This window comes from Lentzea sp. NPDC003310 (assembly GCF_040610935.1).
Classification (GTDB): domain Bacteria; phylum Actinomycetota; class Actinomycetes; order Mycobacteriales; family Pseudonocardiaceae; genus Lentzea.
This window is the reverse complement of record NZ_JBEXNC010000015.1, coordinates 30,613-48,767: the sequence shown is the minus strand read 5'-3', so window position 1 is coordinate 48,767 and position 18,155 is coordinate 30,613. Positions and strand designations below refer to the sequence as shown.

General features: G+C 72.0%; 15 protein-coding genes. 10 read left to right on the top strand and 5 right to left on the bottom strand.

Annotated elements, in window-relative coordinates:
* The first annotated feature begins 9 nt into the window (after nt 1-9).
* Entirely contained in the window at nt 10-1,296 is a 1,287-nt protein-coding gene (locus ABZX02_RS29370; RefSeq protein ID WP_355302759.1) for a cation:proton antiporter, read from the top strand.
* Between the two features lie 2 nt (nt 1,297-1,298).
* Here ABZX02_RS29370 and ABZX02_RS29365 read toward each other — a convergent pair whose 3' ends face one another.
* Together ABZX02_RS29365 and ABZX02_RS29360 are read right to left on the bottom strand one after the other, a co-directional pair.
* Complete coding sequence (locus ABZX02_RS29365; RefSeq protein WP_355302757.1) at nt 1,299-2,531, bottom strand: GAF domain-containing protein; 1,233 nt, start codon at nt 2,529-2,531, stop codon at nt 1,299-1,301.
* A gap of 70 nt (nt 2,532-2,601) precedes the next feature.
* Entirely contained in the window at nt 2,602-3,720 is a 1,119-nt protein-coding gene (locus tag ABZX02_RS29360) for a glutamate--cysteine ligase (protein ID WP_355302755.1), read from the bottom strand.
* Nucleotides 3,721-3,874: 154 nt separating this feature from the next.
* On the opposite strand from ABZX02_RS29360, the gene ABZX02_RS29355 reads away from it, so the two are divergent.
* Nucleotides 3,875-5,281 carry an FAD-dependent monooxygenase gene (locus ABZX02_RS29355; RefSeq protein ID WP_355302753.1) on the top strand — a complete coding sequence of 469 codons (1,407 nt, stop codon included), beginning with the start codon at nt 3,875-3,877 and terminating at the stop codon, nt 5,279-5,281.
* Nucleotides 5,282-5,483: 202 nt separating this feature from the next.
* Nucleotides 5,484-6,320 carry a GAF and ANTAR domain-containing protein gene (locus ABZX02_RS29350; RefSeq protein ID WP_355302751.1) on the top strand — a complete coding sequence of 279 codons (837 nt, stop codon included), beginning with the start codon at nt 5,484-5,486 and terminating at the stop codon, nt 6,318-6,320.
* On the opposite strand, the gene ABZX02_RS29345 is transcribed toward ABZX02_RS29350, so the two are convergent.
* Nucleotides 6,265-7,305, bottom strand: a complete 1,041-nt coding sequence (locus tag ABZX02_RS29345; protein ID WP_355302749.1) for a hypothetical protein — start codon at nt 7,303-7,305, stop codon at nt 6,265-6,267. The two genes, ABZX02_RS29350 and ABZX02_RS29345, sit on opposite strands and share 56 nt — an antisense overlap.
* A gap of 65 nt (nt 7,306-7,370) precedes the next feature.
* Here ABZX02_RS29345 and ABZX02_RS29340 point away from each other — a divergent pair, with 65 nt between their 5' ends.
* The 3 genes from ABZX02_RS29340 to ABZX02_RS29330 are packed head-to-tail and all read left to right on the top strand — an operon-like array spanning nt 7,371 to nt 10,380.
* On the top strand, nt 7,371-7,841 hold the full coding sequence (locus tag ABZX02_RS29340) for a (2Fe-2S)-binding protein (RefSeq protein ID WP_355302747.1): 471 nt from the start codon (nt 7,371-7,373) through the stop codon (nt 7,839-7,841).
* Nucleotides 7,838-9,865 (top strand): molybdopterin cofactor-binding domain-containing protein, encoded by a 2,028-nt coding sequence (locus tag ABZX02_RS29335; protein WP_355302745.1) that lies wholly within the window; start codon nt 7,838-7,840, stop codon nt 9,863-9,865. Before ABZX02_RS29340 ends, ABZX02_RS29335 begins: the two co-directional genes overlap by 4 nt.
* 26 nt (nt 9,866-9,891) lie before the next feature.
* A complete protein-coding gene (locus ABZX02_RS29330; protein ID WP_355302743.1) occupies nt 9,892-10,380 on the top strand; it encodes a MarR family winged helix-turn-helix transcriptional regulator in 489 nt (162 codons plus the stop codon).
* 648 nt (nt 10,381-11,028) lie between these two features.
* Here ABZX02_RS29330 and ABZX02_RS29325 read toward each other — a convergent pair.
* Complete coding sequence (locus tag ABZX02_RS29325; protein ID WP_355302741.1) at nt 11,029-12,063, bottom strand: LacI family DNA-binding transcriptional regulator; 1,035 nt, start codon at nt 12,061-12,063, stop codon at nt 11,029-11,031.
* Nucleotides 12,064-12,268: 205 nt separating this feature from the next.
* Here ABZX02_RS29325 and ABZX02_RS29320 point away from each other — a divergent pair, with 205 nt between their 5' ends.
* The 4 genes from ABZX02_RS29320 to ABZX02_RS29305 are packed head-to-tail and all read left to right on the top strand — an operon-like array spanning nt 12,269 to nt 16,723.
* Nucleotides 12,269-13,525, top strand: coding sequence for an extracellular solute-binding protein (locus ABZX02_RS29320; protein WP_355302739.1), 1,257 nt, complete (start codon nt 12,269-12,271; stop codon nt 13,523-13,525).
* A 9-nt stretch (nt 13,526-13,534) separates the two neighbouring features.
* On the top strand, nt 13,535-14,455 hold the full coding sequence (locus tag ABZX02_RS29315) for a sugar ABC transporter permease (protein WP_355302738.1): 921 nt from the start codon (nt 13,535-13,537) through the stop codon (nt 14,453-14,455).
* Nucleotides 14,456-14,462: 7 nt separating this feature from the next.
* Nucleotides 14,463-15,350: a carbohydrate ABC transporter permease gene (locus tag ABZX02_RS29310; protein ID WP_355302736.1), complete on the top strand. Its 888-nt coding sequence runs from the start codon at nt 14,463-14,465 to the stop codon at nt 15,348-15,350.
* Between the two features lie 20 nt (nt 15,351-15,370).
* The gene (locus tag ABZX02_RS29305) at nt 15,371-16,723 is read left to right on the top strand and encodes a GH1 family beta-glucosidase (protein WP_355302734.1); all 1,353 of its coding nucleotides are present in this window, start codon (nt 15,371-15,373) and stop codon (nt 16,721-16,723) included.
* Here the strand turns inward: ABZX02_RS29305 and ABZX02_RS29300 are convergent.
* A complete protein-coding gene (locus tag ABZX02_RS29300; protein ID WP_355302732.1) occupies nt 16,698-18,113 on the bottom strand; it encodes an alpha/beta hydrolase in 1,416 nt (471 codons plus the stop codon). The genes ABZX02_RS29305 and ABZX02_RS29300 overlap by 26 nt on opposite strands.
* Nucleotides 18,114-18,155 lie beyond the last annotated feature (42 nt).

The following is an 18,155-nucleotide window of genomic DNA, read 5'->3' as shown; positions in this document are numbered from 1 at the left end:
GGAAGGCGGATGGTGGATCCTGGACCGCTGCTGTACGCCGGCGCGGGCCTCGCCACCCTCGCCGCCGCCCTGCTCCCCCGGCTGCTCGACCGCGCGCCCGTCTCCATGCCCATGCTGTTCCTCGGCGCGGGCGCCCTCACGTTCACGGTCGTCGAGCCGCTGCCCGACCCCGACCCCGTCGGGCACAGCGGGGTGCTGCTGCACCTCACCGAGCTCTGCGTGATCATCTCGCTGATGGGCGCGGGCCTCGCGCTCAACCGCCGGGTCAGCCGGCGCGGCTGGGCGAGCACCTGGCGGTTGCTCGCCATCACGATGCCGCTGTCGATGCTCGCGGTGGGCCTGCTCGGCTGGGGTGCGCTGGGACTGGGCGTCGGCGCGTCCGTGCTGCTCGCGGCCGTGCTCGCGCCGACCGACCCGGTGCTCGCGAGCGAGGTGCAGGTCGCCGAGCCCACCGAGAACCCCGAGTCCGACGAGGACGAGGCGCGGTTCGCGCTCACCTCCGAGGCGGGTCTGAACGACGGGCTCGCGTTCCCGTTCACCTACGCGGCCATCGGGATCAGCGTGGCCGGGGTGGCGCCGTCCGGGTGGCTCGGGCACTGGCTCGCGGTGGACGTGCTCTGGCGGCTCGCGGCCGCCATCGCCGTCGGGCTGCTCATCGGCTGGGCGCTCGGGAAGCTGTTCTTCTCGGCGCCGTCGGAGAAGTTCCGGCTGGCCGAGCACGCGGAGGGGTTCGTGGCGCTCGCCGCGACGTTCCTCGCCTACGGCATCACCGAACTGGTGCACGGCTACGGCTTCGTCGCGGTGTTCGTGTGCGCGTGCGCGATCCGGGCGCGCGAGCGCCACCACGGCTACCACCAGGTGCTGCACCGCTACGTCGAGCAGATCGAGCGGATGCTCACCGTGCTGATCGTGTTCCTGCTCGGCGGTGCGGCGGCGACCGGGCTGCTGGCGGGCGTGGGCTGGCGGCAGGTCCTGGTCGCGGCGGCGGTGTTGCTGCTCGTGCGGCCGCTGGCGGGCTGGATCGGGTTGCTGGGCGGTCACACCGGTCCGCGCGAACGGACCGTCATCGCGTTCTTCGGCGTGCGCGGCGTCGGCTCGCTGTTCTACCTCGTCTACGCCTTGCAGGAAGGCGACTTCGCGGAGGGGGCGGCGCTGTGGCAGATCGTCGCGCTCGTCGTGATCGGGTCGATCCTGCTGCACGGGCTGTCCGCGTCACCGGTCATGTGGTTGCTCGACCGCAAGCGGTGGCAGAAGGCGCGGGCGCACGACGAGAAGGCCTCGCGCACCCACGTCTGAGGTCAGCGGTGCACGTACGCGGCCAGGCCACCGAGCTCCGAGCTCGCGATGAACACGGACCGCACGTGGATCAGCACCTCCTCGGTGTGCGGGCCGCAGCCCCACGCCGAGTCGCCCCACGAGTCGGCGACCTTGATCTCGGCCGGCGCCGTGCACCCGGCCCGTCCGCCCAGCTGGCAGTGCTCGGGATGGGGAGCCTGGGCCTGCACGGCCGCGGCGGCCTCCATCTGCGCGGCCAGTTCCGCCGCCGCGTCGGCACGGCGTTCGGCCTCGGCACGCAGCTCCCGTTCCGCGCGCACGGCCTCGGCCAGCGCCTCGCGGGCGGCCTCGGTCTCGGCCTCGGCGGCCTGACGGGCCAGCTCGTTGTGGTGGCGCTCGATCGCGAGGGCCGCGGTGCCCGCGAAGACCCGGATGAGCGCGAAGTCGGTGTCCTGCGGGACCCGCGCGGTCCGGTGGTACATCGCGAACGTGCCGAGCAGCGCGCCGTCGCGGGCCAGGATCGGCGTGGACCAGCAGGACCCCAGCCCCGCCCGGTCCGCGAGCGCGCGGAAGTCGTCCCAGAACGGGTCGGTCGCGATGTCGGTGACGATGACGGGTTCGCGCCGGTGGGCGGCCGTGCCGCAGGAGCCGACGCCCTCGCCGGTGGCGATGCCGTCGATCGCCTCGTTGTAGAAGGCGGGCAGGCTGGGCGCGGCACCGTGCCGCAGGTGCAGGCCGTCGGGATCGGCGAGCAGCACGGAGACGAACAGCTCCTCCGGCACGAGTTCCTCGATGCACCGGGCCATCCCGTCGAGCACCTCGGCGAGCGGCGCCTGCCGCGCGATCTGCTCCAGCAGCGCGCGGTGCTCGGCCGTCAACCGCTGGGCGTGCTTGACCTGCGTGGTCTCCACGCCGATCACGCGGACGCCGAGCACCTCCCCCGCCGGGGCGCGGCGCGGCTCGCAGGTGAGGTCGAAGAACGCCTCCCGCGCGTGCGGACCGTCACCCAGCACGACGCGCACGTCGCGCCGGGTGCTCGGTTCGTTCGTGCGGTGCACCTGGTCGAGCAGCTCGCCGAGCGCCGCGCCGTCCTCGCCGAACGCGGCCAGGAAAGCGGCGTTCGCCGTCTCCACCTCGTGCCGCGGCCCCGAGAACTTCGCGAAGACCGCGCTCGACTGCCCGAACAACGCGCGCAGGTCGTCGGTGTGCTCCTGCGTGCCGAACGCGCTCATGGCCGCCCTCTCGCCATGCGTCACCGGCTCGCTGCTCAACCTCGGACGCTGTTTTCCGCCTCGCTCCACCGCGAGTGGTGGAGATCGTACTTACTCAGGAGGCCGCGGTCTCCTGGGACTCCGCGTGGTCGGCGTTGTCGACGTCGAGCACGCTCAGCAGCGCGCCCACCCGCCCGTCGCGGAACGCGTCCCGCTGGCGGTCCGCACCGTTGCCCTCGCTGTCCAGCAGTCGCAGACCTCGTTGCACCGCAGGCAGATCGCCGTTGGCCTCGAGCACCGGGCTCATCCGCTCGACCAGGTCGTCGAGCTGCCGGCGCACCGGCCTCGGCTCACCGGACCACACGTCGAGCGTGGTGCCGCGCAGTCCCTCGTTGGACGCGCCCCAGCACGCCTGCCGCAGTGTCTCTTGTGGAACCGGCTTCGCTTCGAGGCCGCGTCCGACGTCCTCCACGGCCTGGGTGACGAGCGCGCGCACGAGTGCCGCCAGCAGCACGGCCTCGTCCACGGTCGCCGCGACGTCCGCGACCCGGACCTCCACGGTCGGCAGCTCGGTGGCCGGGCGGACGTCCCAGTAGATCATCGCCCGGTCCAGCGCGGTGCCGGCCTTGATCATGGTGTCGCAGACTTCCTCGTAGTGCCGCCACGAGGTGAAGACCGGCGGTGGCCCGGACACCGGCCAGCGCGACCACACCGTCGAGCGCCAGCTCGCGAAGCCGGTGTCCTCACCGCCGGAGAACGGCGAGTTCGCGGTCACCGCGGCCAGCACCGGCAGCCACGGGCGGATGTGGTTGCACACCCCGATCGCGGTCTCCCGGTCGGGCACCGCGACGTGGACGTGACACCCGCAGATGAGCTGTTGTTCCGCCAGGGCACCGAATTCGCGCGCGATCCGCCGGTACCGCAGGCTGTCCGTGACCTCTCCGGTCGCGTCACCCAGCGGCGGTGCCCCGACGGCGATCGCCCGGCACCCCGCCTCCCTGGCGGCCTGCGCGACCACGCGCCGGGTCTCCAGCAGCTCCTGCCGGGCCTGCTCCGCGTCGCGGCACACCGTCGTGTTGATCTCGACCTGCGCGCCGGTGAGCTCGCGTTCCAGTGCGAGCCCGAACTTCTCGCGCGCAACGGCGACGACCTCGTCCGCCCGGTTCACCGGGACGCCGGTCTCCGGGTCCACGAGGAGGAACTCTTCTTCGACACCGAGCGTCGGTCTCTCCACTGTTCACCTTCCTGCACGGGGAATCGGCGAATACCCGTTCGGGTGAAACAGAAACGTAGGAGGCCGACCGAAAAGGACGAGCCTTCCGGCGGCGGATCCACCAGGATGACCGCGGCCCGCCGACCTCCGGCGGGCTCGTGACGACAGGTGGTCCATGGTCGACGTGATCATCGCCGGGTGCGGTCCGACCGGCGCCGTGCTGGCGGCCGAGCTGCGGCTGCACGACGTGCGGGTGCTCGTGGTGGAGAAGGAGCCCGTGCCCGCGTCGTCGTACGCGCGGATCGTCAGCCTGCACGCGCGCAGCCTCGAGATCCTCGCGATGCGCGGCCTGGTCGACCGCTTCCTGGAGCGCGGCCGGCTGCGTCCGGTCGGCGGTTCCTTCGCGGGCATTCCCAAGCCGACCCCCGCCGGGATGGACACCGCGTGGCCGTCCCTGCTGGGCATCCCGCAGCCCGTCGTCGAGGGCCTGCTGCACGACCACGCGGTCGCGCTGGGCGCGGAGGTCCTGCGGGGCAACGCCGTCAGCGGTGCCGAGCAGGACGACGAGGGCGTGACGGTCGTGCTGGCGGACGGCCGACGGCTGTGGGCGCGGTACCTCGTCGGCTGCGACGGCGCGCGCAGCACCGTCCGCAAGCTCCTCGGGATCGGGTTCCCGGGCGAACCCTCGCGCCACGACACGTTGATGGGCGAGCTGGCCGCGACCGCCCCGCCCGAGGAGATCGCCGCCAGGGTCGCGGAGGTCCGCGAGACCAGCGGGGCGTTCACCTTCCAGCCGTTCGGCGAGGGCGTCTACCGCGTCGTGGTCCCGGCGCGGGAGGCCGGCGGGGACCGCTCCCCCACGATCGACGACTTCCGGCGGGAGCTGCGCGCGATCGCGGGCACCGACTTCGGCGCGCACTCCCCGCGCTGGCTGTCGCGCTTCGGCGACGCCACCCGCCTCGCCGAGCAGTACCGCGCCGGCCGGGTGCTGCTCGCGGGCGACGCGGCGCACGTCCACCCGCCCGCCGGCGGCCAGGGCCTCAACCTCGGTCTGCAGGACGCGGTCAACCTCGGTTGGAAGCTCGCGGCCCAGGTCCGCGGCTGGGCACCGGAGGGGTTGCTCGACACCTACCACGCCGAACGCCGGCCGGTCGCCGCCGACGTGCTCGACAACACGCGTGCCCAGGTCGCGCTGTCGGCCGCCGAACCGGGCGCGCGGGCCGTGCGGGCGCTGCTCGCCGAACTGATGGACGTCGACGAGGTGAACCGGCGTCTGATCGAGAAGCTCACCGCGATCGGTGTGCGGTACGACCTCGGTCCCGGACCGGACCTGCTCGGCCGGCGGCTGCGCGACGTCGAGCTCGTGCGGGGCCGCGGGCTGGTGCTCGACCGCACCGGGGCGCTGAGCACGCGGGGCTGGCACGACCGCGTAGACCTGACCGCCGCCCCCGGCCTGGACGCGCCCGCCGTGCTGGTGCGTCCGGACGGGCACGTCGCGTGGGTCGGCGAGGACCAGCGGGACCTGGAGGCCCACCTGGTCCGCTGGTTCGGCGAACCGGTTTCCCCCGGTGCCGGGGAATGATCGGCTCGACCGGTGTGAAGCCGAGAACGGCGGGGTACTGAGAAGTCGCCGAACACGCGCGTGTTCGCACGGAGGACCACCTTCGGGAGGGTCCGGCCGGTGCCGGCGCGGGAAGTTGAGACCTTGCAGCGACCCGTGGCCGGCTCCGGTTCCGGTGCGGGCGCGCGCTTCGTGTTGCCCGTGGCCGTACGATGCGCTGGACGTGCGTCAAGCAGCCGGCGCGGAGTACTCCACAGCCGGGGAAGGGGCCGCGGGCATGGCGGACTATGTGCAGACGGGTTCGACGAGACCTTTCGACGACGAACGCCCCGACCCGGTGTCCCGCCTCGACGAGGCCACCGAGGCGTTGGCGGAACTGCACAACGCGTTCACCGGCGAGGAGTCCCTGGAGGACGCGCTGCAGCGGGTCGCGGAGACCGCGGCCCGGGCCGTTCCCGACGCGGACGCGGTGACCGTGTCCGTCGTCACGCCCGATCGCCCGCACATGGCAGCCGCCACGGACCACAGCCTGGTCCACCTGGAGACTGAGCAGTACGACTCCGGGCGCGGGCCGTCGGTGGACTCGGCGCTCAAGCTCACGCCGGTGCGCGCCGTGATCGGCGAGCACCGGGACGCGTGGCCGGAGTTCGAGGCCGCCGCCGACCGCGCCGGGGTGAAGGCGTCCCTGTCGGTGCCGGTCGTGCTGACCGTCTCGGACGACACCGATGCGCGGCACATCGGCACGCTCACCATCTACAGCTACACCGCCGCGGCGTTCGACCCGTTCGACGAGGGGCTCCTGCGGCTGTTCACGACGGCCGCGTCGGCCACGATCACCAGCGGCCAGCGGTGGCGGCACGCGCAGTCGAAGGTCAGGCACCTGGAGCAGGCGCTGGCGTCGCGAGCCGCGATCGAACAGGCCAAGGGCGTCCTGATGGCCGTGCACACGTGCGACGCGGACACGGCCTTCCGGATGCTCGTGGAGCAGTCGCAGCGGGCGAACGTCAAGCTCCGCGACGTGGCGGCGAAGCTTCTCGAGTCGGCGACGAGGTCGGACTGACCTTCCCGGCGCCCGCCAGCCGGACGCCCAGCCAGATCAGCAGGGCGAGCACGCCCACCAGCAGGTACTCGATCAACGGGATCCGCACGACCTCGTCGATCTTGCCCAGACCGCGCCAGGAGTAGACGGCGAGGGCGGACACCACGAACGCCCCGCCGATCCACCAGCGGGTCCGCGCGCTGAGGCCGACGCCGTGCATCTGGGTGAGCACGAAGATCGCCACGAAGCCGAAGAAGAACATCGGCCACATGCCGTCCGGGCCCGAGTTCATGACGGCGACGAGCGTGCCGTGCACGGCCACCAGCAGTTCGAGGGTCAGCGTCCACCAGCGGTTCGTGTGGGATGTCGTGAACATCAGACTGCTCTGGACCAGCAGCAGGAACATGTAGAAGAAGCCGATGAGGTGGCCGCTGCTCGACTCCATCGGGTGGTACCAGAAGGTGTAGATCGCGGCCCAGCTGAACAGGTAGCCGTGGTAGCGGCGCGCGAAGGCGACGACCTGCGCGGAGATGGGCGCGGACCAGGTCAGCACGAGGCCGCGACGGCGGTTCTCCATCAGCAGCACGGCCACCAGCAGCAGCACGACGGAGCCCTGCGAGCTGAAGATCGACACGTCCTGGGCGAGACCGTCGTAGAACACCTGGGTCTGCAGCGCGTGCAGGCCGATGAACCCGGCGTTCGCGGCGAGGGCGATGACGTTCATCCGGTGCAGGCCCGTGGTGTAGCGCCGGATCCGGGTCTGCGCGTAGTAGATCAGGCCCCACGAGACGAGCTGGTGCGCCGCGTAGCCCACCCAGGCGGACGCCCTGCTCCAGAAGGTCGGGTCGGGCAGCTTCCAGTAGTACCAGGACGCCCCCTGATCGGGCAGCAGCGCTACTCCGTGCAGCCGCTGACCGAGCAGCCACACCAGGCCGGTGAGCAGCGCGCTCGCCACCACCGACCACACCAGGACACCGCGACCGGACCGCCGCATTTCGTTCAGCATGCTGAGCATTATGCAGTGCCCGGCGTGCTACGTTCAGCAGGCTGAGCAAATCAGGAGGGATCGCGGTGGCCCGATATTCGTTGCGCGTCAACGGTGAACGGCGTGAGGTCGAGGTGGACGGCGACACTCCCCTGCTGTGGGTGTTGCGGGACGAGCTGGGGCTGACCGGCGTGAAGTACGGCTGCGGGGTCGGCCTGTGCGGCGCCTGCACGTCCCATGTGGACGGTGCGGCGGCGCGCCCCTGCGTGCGCACGGCGGCCGACAGCGCGCGGGCTCGGATCACGACGATCGAGGGGTTGTCGCGCGACGGCGACCACCCGGTCCAGCGGGCGTGGCGCGAGCTCGACGTGGCGCAGTGCGGCTACTGCCAGCCGGGTCAGGTGATGGCCGCGGCGGCGCTGCTCGCGCGCGACCCCGATCCCGACGACGCCGCGATCGAGGAGGCCCTGCGCGACAACGTGTGCCGCTGCGGCAGCTACCCGCGCATCCGCGCGGCCGTGCGCCGGGCGAGCCGGATCATGAGGGAGGAGCGGTGATCAGCAGGCGGACGTTGTTGCGCGGCGCGGGAGTCGGCGCGCTGGTCGTGGCGGTCCCGGTGCCCGCGCTGGCCGCGGAGGGGCTCGTCCCGAACGTCTTCGTGCGGCTGGACGCCGCGGGGAAGATCACCGCGACCGTGCCGAAGCCGGACGCCGGCCAGGGCGTGCGGACCGTGGTCGCGCTGCTGGTCGCCGAGGAACTGGCGGTCGACGCGGACGACGTCAGGTTGGAGCAGGCGCACGGGGACGCCGAGCGGTTCGGGCCTCAAGGCGTCGCGAACTCGACGTCGGTGCGGCAGCTCACCACGCCGATCCGCACGGCCGCCGCGACCGCGCGCTGCCTGCTCGTCACCGCCGCGGCGGGGCGCTGGGGCGTGCCGGTCGCGGAGTGCGTGGCGAAGGACGGCTTCGTGTCCCATCCGCGCCGGGGACGCCTCCCCTACCGCGCGCTCGTGCGGGCCGCGGCCGCGCTCGACCCCGCCACCGTGCCCGTCGAGCTCACGCCGCCGGAGCGGTGGCGGCTGCTGGGCAAGACGCGCGGCGGCCGGGTGGACGCCCGCGACGTCGTCACCGGCCGCACCCGCTACGGCATCGACGCGCGGCCGGCCGGCGGCCTGGTCGCCGTGGTCGCCCGCCCGCCGTGGATCGGCGCGGTGCCCGACGTGGTCGACGACACCGCGACCCGCGCCCTGCCCGGCGTGATCGACGTCCTGCCGCTCACCGCGCCCGCCGAGGGCCAGGGAGGTGTCGCGGTCATCGCCCACTCGACCCACCAGGCGTTGCGGGGCAGGGACGCGCTGAAGGTCACCTGGCGCGGTGGCACACCCACGGCCGACAGCCGGGCGTGGCTCGCCGACCTGCGCGCGGCGTTGCCCGCGCAGAGCCCGATCAGCGGTGTCCAGCAGGTCTTCTCCCTGCCGTTGCTCGCGCACGCGCCGATGGAACCGATGAACGCCACCGCGGACGTCCGTTCAGATGGCGTGACCATCTGGGCGCCGATCCAGGATCCGGGCAGCCTGCGCACGACGCTGGCCCGCCAGCTCGGCCTGCCCGCTACGTCGGTGCGGGTGGAACCGACCGCGTCGGGCGGCGCGTTCGGCCGCCGCATCGAGCCGGACCCGGTGCTGGAGGCGATCGCGTGCTCCCGTCGCGCCGGAGCCCCGGTGCAGGTGCTGTGGACCCGCGCCGACGACATGCGCCACGACTCGTACCGCCCGATGTCGGTGCACCGCCTGACCGCCGAGCTCGGCCCGGATGGCGTGCCCATCCGACGCGCGCACGAGGTGGCCACCTGGCCGTTGACCGTGTTGCCGATCTTCTCGAACCCGGCGCTGATCAAGGCCAGCGGCGACCACTTCCCGTACGCCGTGCCCGGCGAGGTGACCGTGGCCGTGCGCCCGGCCCCGCTGCGCACCGGCTTCTGGCGCTCGGTCTACGCGGGCCAGTTCGTCTACGCCGAGGAGAACTTCCTGAGCCACCTCGGCAAGCAACGAGGCCTGGACCAGGTGGCCCTGCGCCGCACCCTCCTGCCCGCGGACTCCCGCCTGCGCAAGGTTCTCGACACGGTCGCCGACCGCGCCCGCTGGACCTCGCCACCCCCGCGCGGCACCACCCGAGGCGTCGCCTGCCTGGAGGAGTACGGCTCGGCGATCGCGGTGATCGCCGTGGCCGACCCGTCGACCCGCCGCGTGCTGCGCGTGCACGCGGCCGTCGACGTCGGCGTGGCCCTGCACCCGTCCGGCGTCCGCGCCCAGGTGGAGGGCTGCGTGCTGGACGCGCTGTCCACGGTGCTCGGCGCCCAGATCACCGTCCGCGACGGCCACGTGGCCGAGTCGTCGTTCGGCGACTACCGCTGGGCCCGCATCACGCACACCCCGGACATCGACGTCACGATCGTCCCGTCGACAGCCCCCCTGGGCGGTTTGGGCGAGTTGGCCTACCCACCCGCCGCCGCCGCGATCGCCTCGGCCATCGCGGGCGACACGCCCGTGACCAGCATGCCCTTCGGTGCCGACGTGGGGTGATCGGGCGGGTCTGGGATGATGGCCCCGTGGCCGAAGGAGACGAACTGGCGGTGGCCGACCGCCCGGACCAGGTGGGCGCGGACGTCGCCTCCTGGCCCACGGGCAGACTCCTGTCGGTCGCCGCCCGCGTGGTGGAGAAGCGCTTCGAGGACTTCCTGGCGACCAGGGGCCTCACCCACGCGGGCATGATCACCCTGCACCACCTGGCCGACGGCCCCCGCTCCCAGCGGGAACTGGCCCTGCTGTGCCGAGTGACCGACCAGACCATGAGCCGCACGATCGAACACCTCGACCGAGGCGGCCACGTGGTGCGCAGCCAGGACACGAAGGACCGCCGCCGCACCTCGGTGAAGATCACGGCGGCGGGCCGCCGAGCCCTGGCCGCCGCACGGCGCGAGGAACGCGAGTCCGACACGCTGCTCGGCGCCGTCGACGACTACGAACACTTCCGGCGCCAGCTGATCGCGCTGATCGCGGCGGCATCGTCGTCCACAGAGGACGACCGCGCGCAGTAGCGGCGGGTTGCCGCAGGGTGGCGGCTGCGCCGTGCGAGTCGCGCCGACACGGTCCGGATCTCGGAACGGTGCGGCTAGAGGTGGACAGCCCGTCCGACACAGCCCAACCGCATGCTGGTGACGCGGAACCGCGCGGCCCGCCACACGACCGCAATCACGCGCGGCCGGGCGGCCGCAACCGGCGCTCGCAGCCGGCCTTCCGCGCTCGCAGCGGGCCTTCCCACAGCCGGCCTTCCGCGCTCGCAGCCAGGCTTCCCTCACCCGCGGGGCAGCCCTCCCCGCACCCGCAGCCACCCTTCCCAGCCACCCACAGCCAGCCTCCCCGCACCCGAAGGCTCACCTCACCCCGCGCCACAGCCCGACCCACGCGCGGCCCGGCCCGGCGCTCGCAGCGGCCCTTCCCGCAGCCGCAGCCAGCCCTCGCAGCCACCCGCAACCGGCCTTCCGCAGCCACCCTTCCCGGCCGCCCGCCGCCAACCCTCCCAGCCACCCGCGACCAGCCTTCCCGACCGCGCCGCCAGCCACCCACAGCCAGTCTCCCGGCACCCGAAGGCTCACCTCACCCGCGCCACCAGCCCGACCCACGCGCGGCCCGACAGAGCCTGCGCGGCACCCACGCCCGCGGCCAGCCTCCCCGCACCCGAAGCCTCACCCCGCCCCGCAAGACCCCCGAACCACCAACCGCGCCGGCAGCACCACAGGCTCCTCCCGCTCCCCACCCGTGATCATCGCCATGATCGCCTTGGCGGCCGCCACCCCGAACCCCGGCTTGTCCTGCGCCACGGTCGTCAAGGCCGGCTCCACCACCGAGGCCACCTCGATGTCGTCGAACCCCACCAGCGCCAGGTCCCGCGGCACCGACAGCCCGGCCGCGCGAGCGGCCAGCACAGCCCCGACCGCCATCTCGTCGCTGGCCGCGAACACGGCGGTCGGCGGCTCGTCCAGGGCAAGAAGTCGTTGCGCGGCAGCGGTTCCGCTCCCCCGGTAGAAGTCTCCCGCGACCAGGTACGAGTCGCGCGGCACCAGGCCCGCGTCGAGCAGCGCCTGGCGGTAGCCGGCGACGCGCGCCTCGGACGGCTGGTTGCCCGCCGGGCCCGTGATCATGGCGATCCTCTTGTGCCCCAAGCCCACCAGATGTCGCACGGCCTCGCGGGCGCCGCCGAAGTTGTCGGTCGTGACGTAGGTGGCGCGCGGGCCGTCGAGCGGGACGTCCAGTGCCACGCAAGGGACTCCGGACTGCGCGAAGGTGGCGAAGGCGTCGGCGTCGGAGCCGCTGTCGATCAGCACCAGGCCGCCGAGGTGGTGGCGGCGGGTCATGTTCACGTAGCCGACCGGGTCGGCCAGGGACGCGCCCACCTCTCGGGCGTCGCCGCTCGTGGCGAGCATGAGCAGGTGGTAGCCGTGTGCACTGAGTGCGGACTTCAGGCCTATCAACACGTCCTGGAGGTACGGGTGGCGCCAGCCGGGCCTGCGGTGGTCGGTGTCCCAGACGAGGCCGATCATCGTCGACTGCTTGGTCGACAACGCCCGCGCGGACTCGTTGGGCCGGTAGTCCAGCTCCCTGGCCACCCGCAGCACCCGCGAGCGCGTCTCCTCGTTCACCGTTTCCGGCTGGTTGAAGACGCGCGACACCGTCGCCACGGACACGCCGCAGAGCTGGGCGATCTCTCGCCCGGTCGCCATCGGCACCTCCCGTTCCACCGTAAGCGGTTACATAGACCCTATGAGCAGCAGTTCCGCTAGTCAAACGGCCGCTGTTCCAGATGGCGTTACCATCTCGTTACTTGACGGACGGCGCGTAACCCGGCTGTCATAGGCGCCACACAAATCTTCCCGGAGAACCACTTCTCTGGTTCAGCGCGCCCAAAATCCAACGGAGGCCCGGAAAATGCGCTCCAAAGCACTCGCACTCGGCTGCGCCGCGCTGGCGACAGCCGTGGTGCTCAGCGGTTGCGGCAGCGACACCGCGTCCGGCGGCAAGACCAAGCTCACCATCGGGCTCTTCGGCAACTTCGGGTACGCCGAGCTGCTCAAGGAGTACGCGGCGGCGCACCCGGACGTCGAGATCTCCGACCGCACCGCGTCCTACTCCGACCACCACAAGAACCTCGCCGCGCACCTCGCCACCAGCAGCGGCGCCGCGGACATCGAGGCGGTCGACACCGGGTACATCAACCAGTTCAAGGCCACGCCGGACAAGTTCGTCGACCTCAACACCAAGGGCGGCGACCAGCTCAAGGACCGGTGGCTGCCCTGGAAGTGGGAGGGCTCGCTGTCCAAGGACGGCAAGCAGATCGGCTACGGCACGGACGTCGGCGGCCTCGCCATCTGCTACCGCCGCGACCTGCTGCAGAACGCCGGGCTGCCCGCCGACCGCGACCAGGTCGCGGCGTTGTGGCCGACCTGGCAGGACTTCATGGCCGCGGGCAAGAAGTTCCAGGAGAAGGCGCCCGAGGGCGTGAAGTGGTTCGACGGCGGTCCGACCGTTCTCAACGCGATCGTCGGCCAGGCGCAGGTCGGCTACTACGACAAGTCCGACAAGATCGTCGTCGGTGAGAACAAGGAGGTCAAGGACGCCTGGAACCTCGTCGTCGACGGGGTGAACGCGGGCCTGTCCTCGAAGCTGCTCTACTCCACGCCCGTCTGGAACACCGGCTTCAAGCAGGGCCAGTTCGCGACCGTCACCTGCCCCGCGTGGCAGATGGCCAAGATCAAGGACCAGGCCGGTCCCGAGGCCGCCGGCAAGTGGGACGTCACGTCGGTGCCCGGCGGTGGCGGCAACTGGGGCGGCTCGTACCTCACCGTGCCGAAGTCCGGCAAGAACGTCGACAAGGCCGTGGAGCTGGCGGCGTGGCTGACCGCGCCCGAGCAGCAGGCCAAGGTCTTCAAGAGCGCCGGGCTGCTGCCGTCTATCCCGAAGCTGTACGAGGACCCGTCCATCGTGGACTACAAGAACCCGTATTTCAACGACGCCCCGATCGGCAAGCTGTTCACCGACGCGGCGAAGAAGCTCAACCCGCAGTACCAGGGACCGAAGGCGGGCGACATCCAGACCGCGATCGGCAACGCGATGCAGCGCGTCGAGCAGGGCAAGCAGAACGGCGAGGACTCGTGGCGCCAGTTCGTCGGCGACGTCCAGAAGTGACGCGCTGACATGGTCTTGATGGACAAGGCGGCCAGAAGGCACCGCTGGGACACGAGGTTCGCGCCGTACGGGTACGTGGCGCCGTACTTCCTGATCTTCGGTGTCTTCGGGCTGTTCCCCCTGCTCTACACCATCTGGGTCTCGCTGCAGCACCGCAACCTGCTCGACGAGGGCGGCGCGTACCTGGTCTGGTTCGACAACTACGCGGCGCTCTTCGCGGACCCGTACTTCTGGAACTCGATGGGCAACACGCTGAGCCTGTGGTTGCTGACCACGGTTCCGCAGATCCTGTTCGCCCTGGGCGTCGCGGCACTGCTCAACCGCAAGGTGCGCACCCGCACGCTGTTCCGGATGGGCGTGATCCTGCCGAACATCACCTCGGTCGCCGCGGTGACGATCATCTTCGCGCAGCTGTTCGGGCGGGACTTCGGTCTGGTCAACTGGGTGCTGGACCTGTTCGGCGCCGGGCAGATCGACTGGCAGGCGGGCACCGCCACGTCGCACATCGCCATCGCGGTGATGGTGGTGTGGCGGTGGACCGGCTACCACGCGCTCATCTTCCTGGCGTCCATGCAGGCGATCTCGCCGAGCCTGTACGAGGCGGCCACGCTGGACGGCGCGAACGGGTGGCAGCAGTTCTGGCGGATCACCGTGCCGCTGCTGCGGCCGCAGATCATCTTCACGACGATCATCGCCACGACCGGCAACATGCGGCTGCTCGCCGAGCCGCTGCTGTTCAACCCCGGCGCCGCGGCCGCGACCGGCGGTTCCGACCGCCAGTTCCAGACCGCGGCGCTGTACCTCTACGAGCAGGGCTTCACCAAGTACGACTTCGGCTACAGCTCGGCCATCGCGGTCGTGCTGGCGATCGCGACGGTCCTCGTCGCGGGCTTCGGTTACCTGGTGACCAAACGGATCCAGACGGATTGAGGAACCCATGACAGCAGTGCTGGATCCTCCCGCTCCGGTGCGTCCCACCCCTCCGGCGGCGCGGGCGCGCAGGATCGCCAGGAAGGTGGCCGGGCCGTGGACGTACGCGGCGCTGATCGCCGTGCTCGCCGGGTCGGCCTTCCCCGTGTACTGGTCGTTCGTGGTGTCCTCGCAGACACCGGACGCGATCGACAGCGTGCCGCCCGTCCTCGTGCCGGGCGGGCACCTCTTCGCCAACATCGCGCGGGTCTTCGACACCACCGACTTCGGGCTGGCGCTGCTCAACTCGATCGTGGTGTCGGGCACGGTGACGGTCTCGGTCGTGCTGTTCTCGACGCTCGCCGGGTTCGCGTTCGCCAAGCTGAAGTTCCGCGGCCGCAACGTGTTGCTGCTGCTCGTCATCGGCACGCAGGCCATCCCGACCGAGCTCGGCATCATCCCGCTCTACATGATGATGGCCGAGTTCGGCTGGGCCGGCGAGATCCACGCGGTGATCGTGCCGGGACTCGTGACCGCGTTCGGCGTGTTCTTCATGCGCCAGTACTTCGAGCGGGCCGTGCCGGACGAACTGCTGGAGGCGGGCCGGATGGACGGCTGCCACTCGCTGCGGCTGTTCTGGCACGTCGCGCTGCCCGCCGCGCGACCGGCGGCCGCGGTGCTCGGGCTGTTCACGTTCATGCAGGCCTGGAACGACTTCTTCTGGCCGCTGGTCGTGCTCACGCCGGAGAACCCGACCGTGCAGACCGCTCTGTCCACTTTGGCCAGCGGGTACACCACCGACTACACGCTGGTGTTGACCGCCGCGACGATCGGCACGGTGCCCGTGCTGGCCGTGTTCCTGTTGTTCGGCCGCCAGATCGTCGGCGGCATCATGTCGGGCGCCGTCAAGGGCTGACTTTTCCATTGGAGACTGCTGTGGGCTTTCCGGACGGCTTTCGCTGGGGCGTGGCGACCTCGGCCTTCCAGATCGAGGGCGCGGCGCGGCTCGACGGCCGCGGTCCGTCCATCTGGGACACGTTCGCGGCGGTGCCCGGCGCCGTCGCGAACGGCGACACCGGCGACGTGGCGGCGGACCACTACCACCGCTGGGCGGACGACGTGCGGCTGCTCACCGACCTGGGAGTGGACGCGTACCGGTTCTCGATCTCGTGGTCGCGGATCCTGCCCGACGGCGCGGGGAAGGTCGAGCAGCGCGGCCTCGACTTCTACCGGCGGCTCGTGGAGGCGTTGCTGAGCAAGGGCATCGAGCCCTTCGTGACGCTCTACCACTGGGACCTGCCGCAGGCGCTGGAGGACCGGGGCGGGTGGCGCGACCGCGACACCGCCCACCGGTTCGCCGACTACTCGGCCCTCGTGCACGAGTCGCTCGGCGACGTCGTCCGGAAGTGGACGACGCTGAACGAGCCGTACTGCTCGTCGATCGTCGGCTACGGCGAGGGCCGGCACGCACCGGGCGCCCGCGAGGGTCACGGCGCGCTGGCCGCGGTGCACCACCTGCTGCTGGGCCACGGCCTCGCCGTGCGGGCGATGCGCGCGAACGGGCTGGCCGAGCAGGAGTTCGGCATCGTGCTCAACCAGTCCCCGTCGGTGCCGGTGACGGACTCCCCCGCCGACGTCGCCGCCGCGACCCGGCAGGACGTCCTGCTGCGCCGCCAGTTCACCGACCCGCTGTTCGGCGGCGCCTACCCGGCCGAGCTCACCGCGATGTTCGGCGACCTCACCGACTTCTCGTTCCAGCACGACGGCGACCTGGAGATCATCGGGGAACCGCTGGACTACGTGGGGCTGAACTACTACTACCGGCTGCACGTCGCCGACGCGCCGCACCGCGAGCCGGACCCGGCCAAGCGCACGGCCCACGACATCGGCGTCGACACGACCCGGCTGCCGGACGTGCCGCGCACCGGCATGGGCTGGCCCGTCGAACCGGAGGGCATGACGACCGCGCTCGCGGACCTCAAGGCGCGGCACCCGGACCTGCCGCCGGTCTACGTCACCGAGAACGGCTGCGTCTACCCCGACGTGGACGGGTTCGAGGACACCGAACGCATCGCGTACCTGCGCGACCACATCGCGGCCGCGCAGGCGGCGGGAGTGGACCTGCGGGGCTACTTCTGCTGGTCGCTGCTCGACAACTTCGAGTGGGCGCACGGGTACAAGCACCGGTTCGGCCTGGTGCACGTGGACTACGGGACGCTGGAACGCACGCCGCGCGCCAGCTACCGCTGGTACCGCGACTTCATCACGGCAGCACGGCAGGGCAGCTGACCACCGGGGTCCTCAGGTCGAGCAGGTAGTCGTCCACCCCGCCGCGCGTGCAGGCGCTGCGGGGGTAGGCGATGTGGCCCCAGCCCTCGTAGGTCAGCAACGCGGTGTTGCGCGGGGCCTGCCGCCGGATGTTGGCCGCCCAGGCGTACGGCGTCGTCGGGTCGTACTTCGCGCTGAGCACGAGGATCTTCGGCGCGTCGCCGATGTCCAGGCGGTGCGGCGGGTTCGCGGGCGCGCCGGCAACGCCGATGCACGCGGTCGCCTCGTCGTGGCCGAGGAAGCTGCCGCGCAGGATCGGCGACCGGCGCAGCTCCTCGGCCCGCAGCCGTTCGTACTCGCGGAAGTTCCTGATGCGCAACGAGAAGTCCTGGCACACCGAGGCCAGCCGCACCGAGGTGTAGTTGGGCTCGAAGGCCTGTGCCCGCAGCAGGCTCCCGCCCGTGATCAGCTCCGCTGCGTACGCCCAGTCCGGGCCGCGCAGGGCGAAGTACATGCTGTCGAGCAGGCTCTGCCGTCCACCGGGAAGGCCTTCGGCCCGCACGAGCGCCGCCTCCCAGGCCGCGCGGACGTCCTGACCGTGCAGCGCGCAGCCGGCGGAACTCCCGCACCACTTCGCGAACTCCCGGAACGCGTCGTCCGAGGCGGCCGCCCGGTCGCCGACGAACCGGTGCAGGTCCGCGCTGTGGTCGACCACGCTGTCGAGCACCATCGCGCGGAGGTTGCGGCCGAACCTCTCCGCGTACGCCTGGCCGAACACCGTGCCGTAGGACAGCCCGAAGTAGCTGATCTTCCGCTCCCCGAGCGCGCGGCGGGCGGCGTCCAGGTCCCGGGCGACGGTGGCGCCGTCGGCGTGGTCGAAGATCGGCCCGCTGCGCGCACGGCACTGGGCCAGCACGTTCTTGTTGTGCCGTAGCAGGGCGGTGAACGCGGCCTCGTCCGCCGGGTGGATCGACGGACCGCCGGCCATCAGGTCGGCGCAGCGGATGGCCGAGCTCCCACCGGTGCCGCGCTGGTCGACGCCGACGATGTCGAACCGGGCGCGGACCTCCAGGCTGAACAGGCCGGACAACGCGAACTCCGCGGCGGAACCACCGGGTCCGCCGGGGTCGACCACGAGCACGCCGATCCGCCGTGCCGGATCCGTCGCGCGGTGGCGGGCGATCGCGAGGCCGACCCGCTCACCGCCGGGCCTGCGCCAGTCGGGCGGCACGGTCAGCGTGCCGCAGTCACCCTCGGGGTTGTCGGGGCAGGGGGACCACGAGATCGAAGACAGCGACAGGTCTTCCGACGCCGGTGCGCCGGCCGGGAGGTTCTGCGCCCCCGGCGCGGCGTGCGCCACCCCCGCCGAGAGCGCCAGGACCGCGGTGAATGCCGTCAGTACCCGCCTCAACGACCGCACGATGCCCCCTCGAGCTCTGCCGTGGAGCGACCC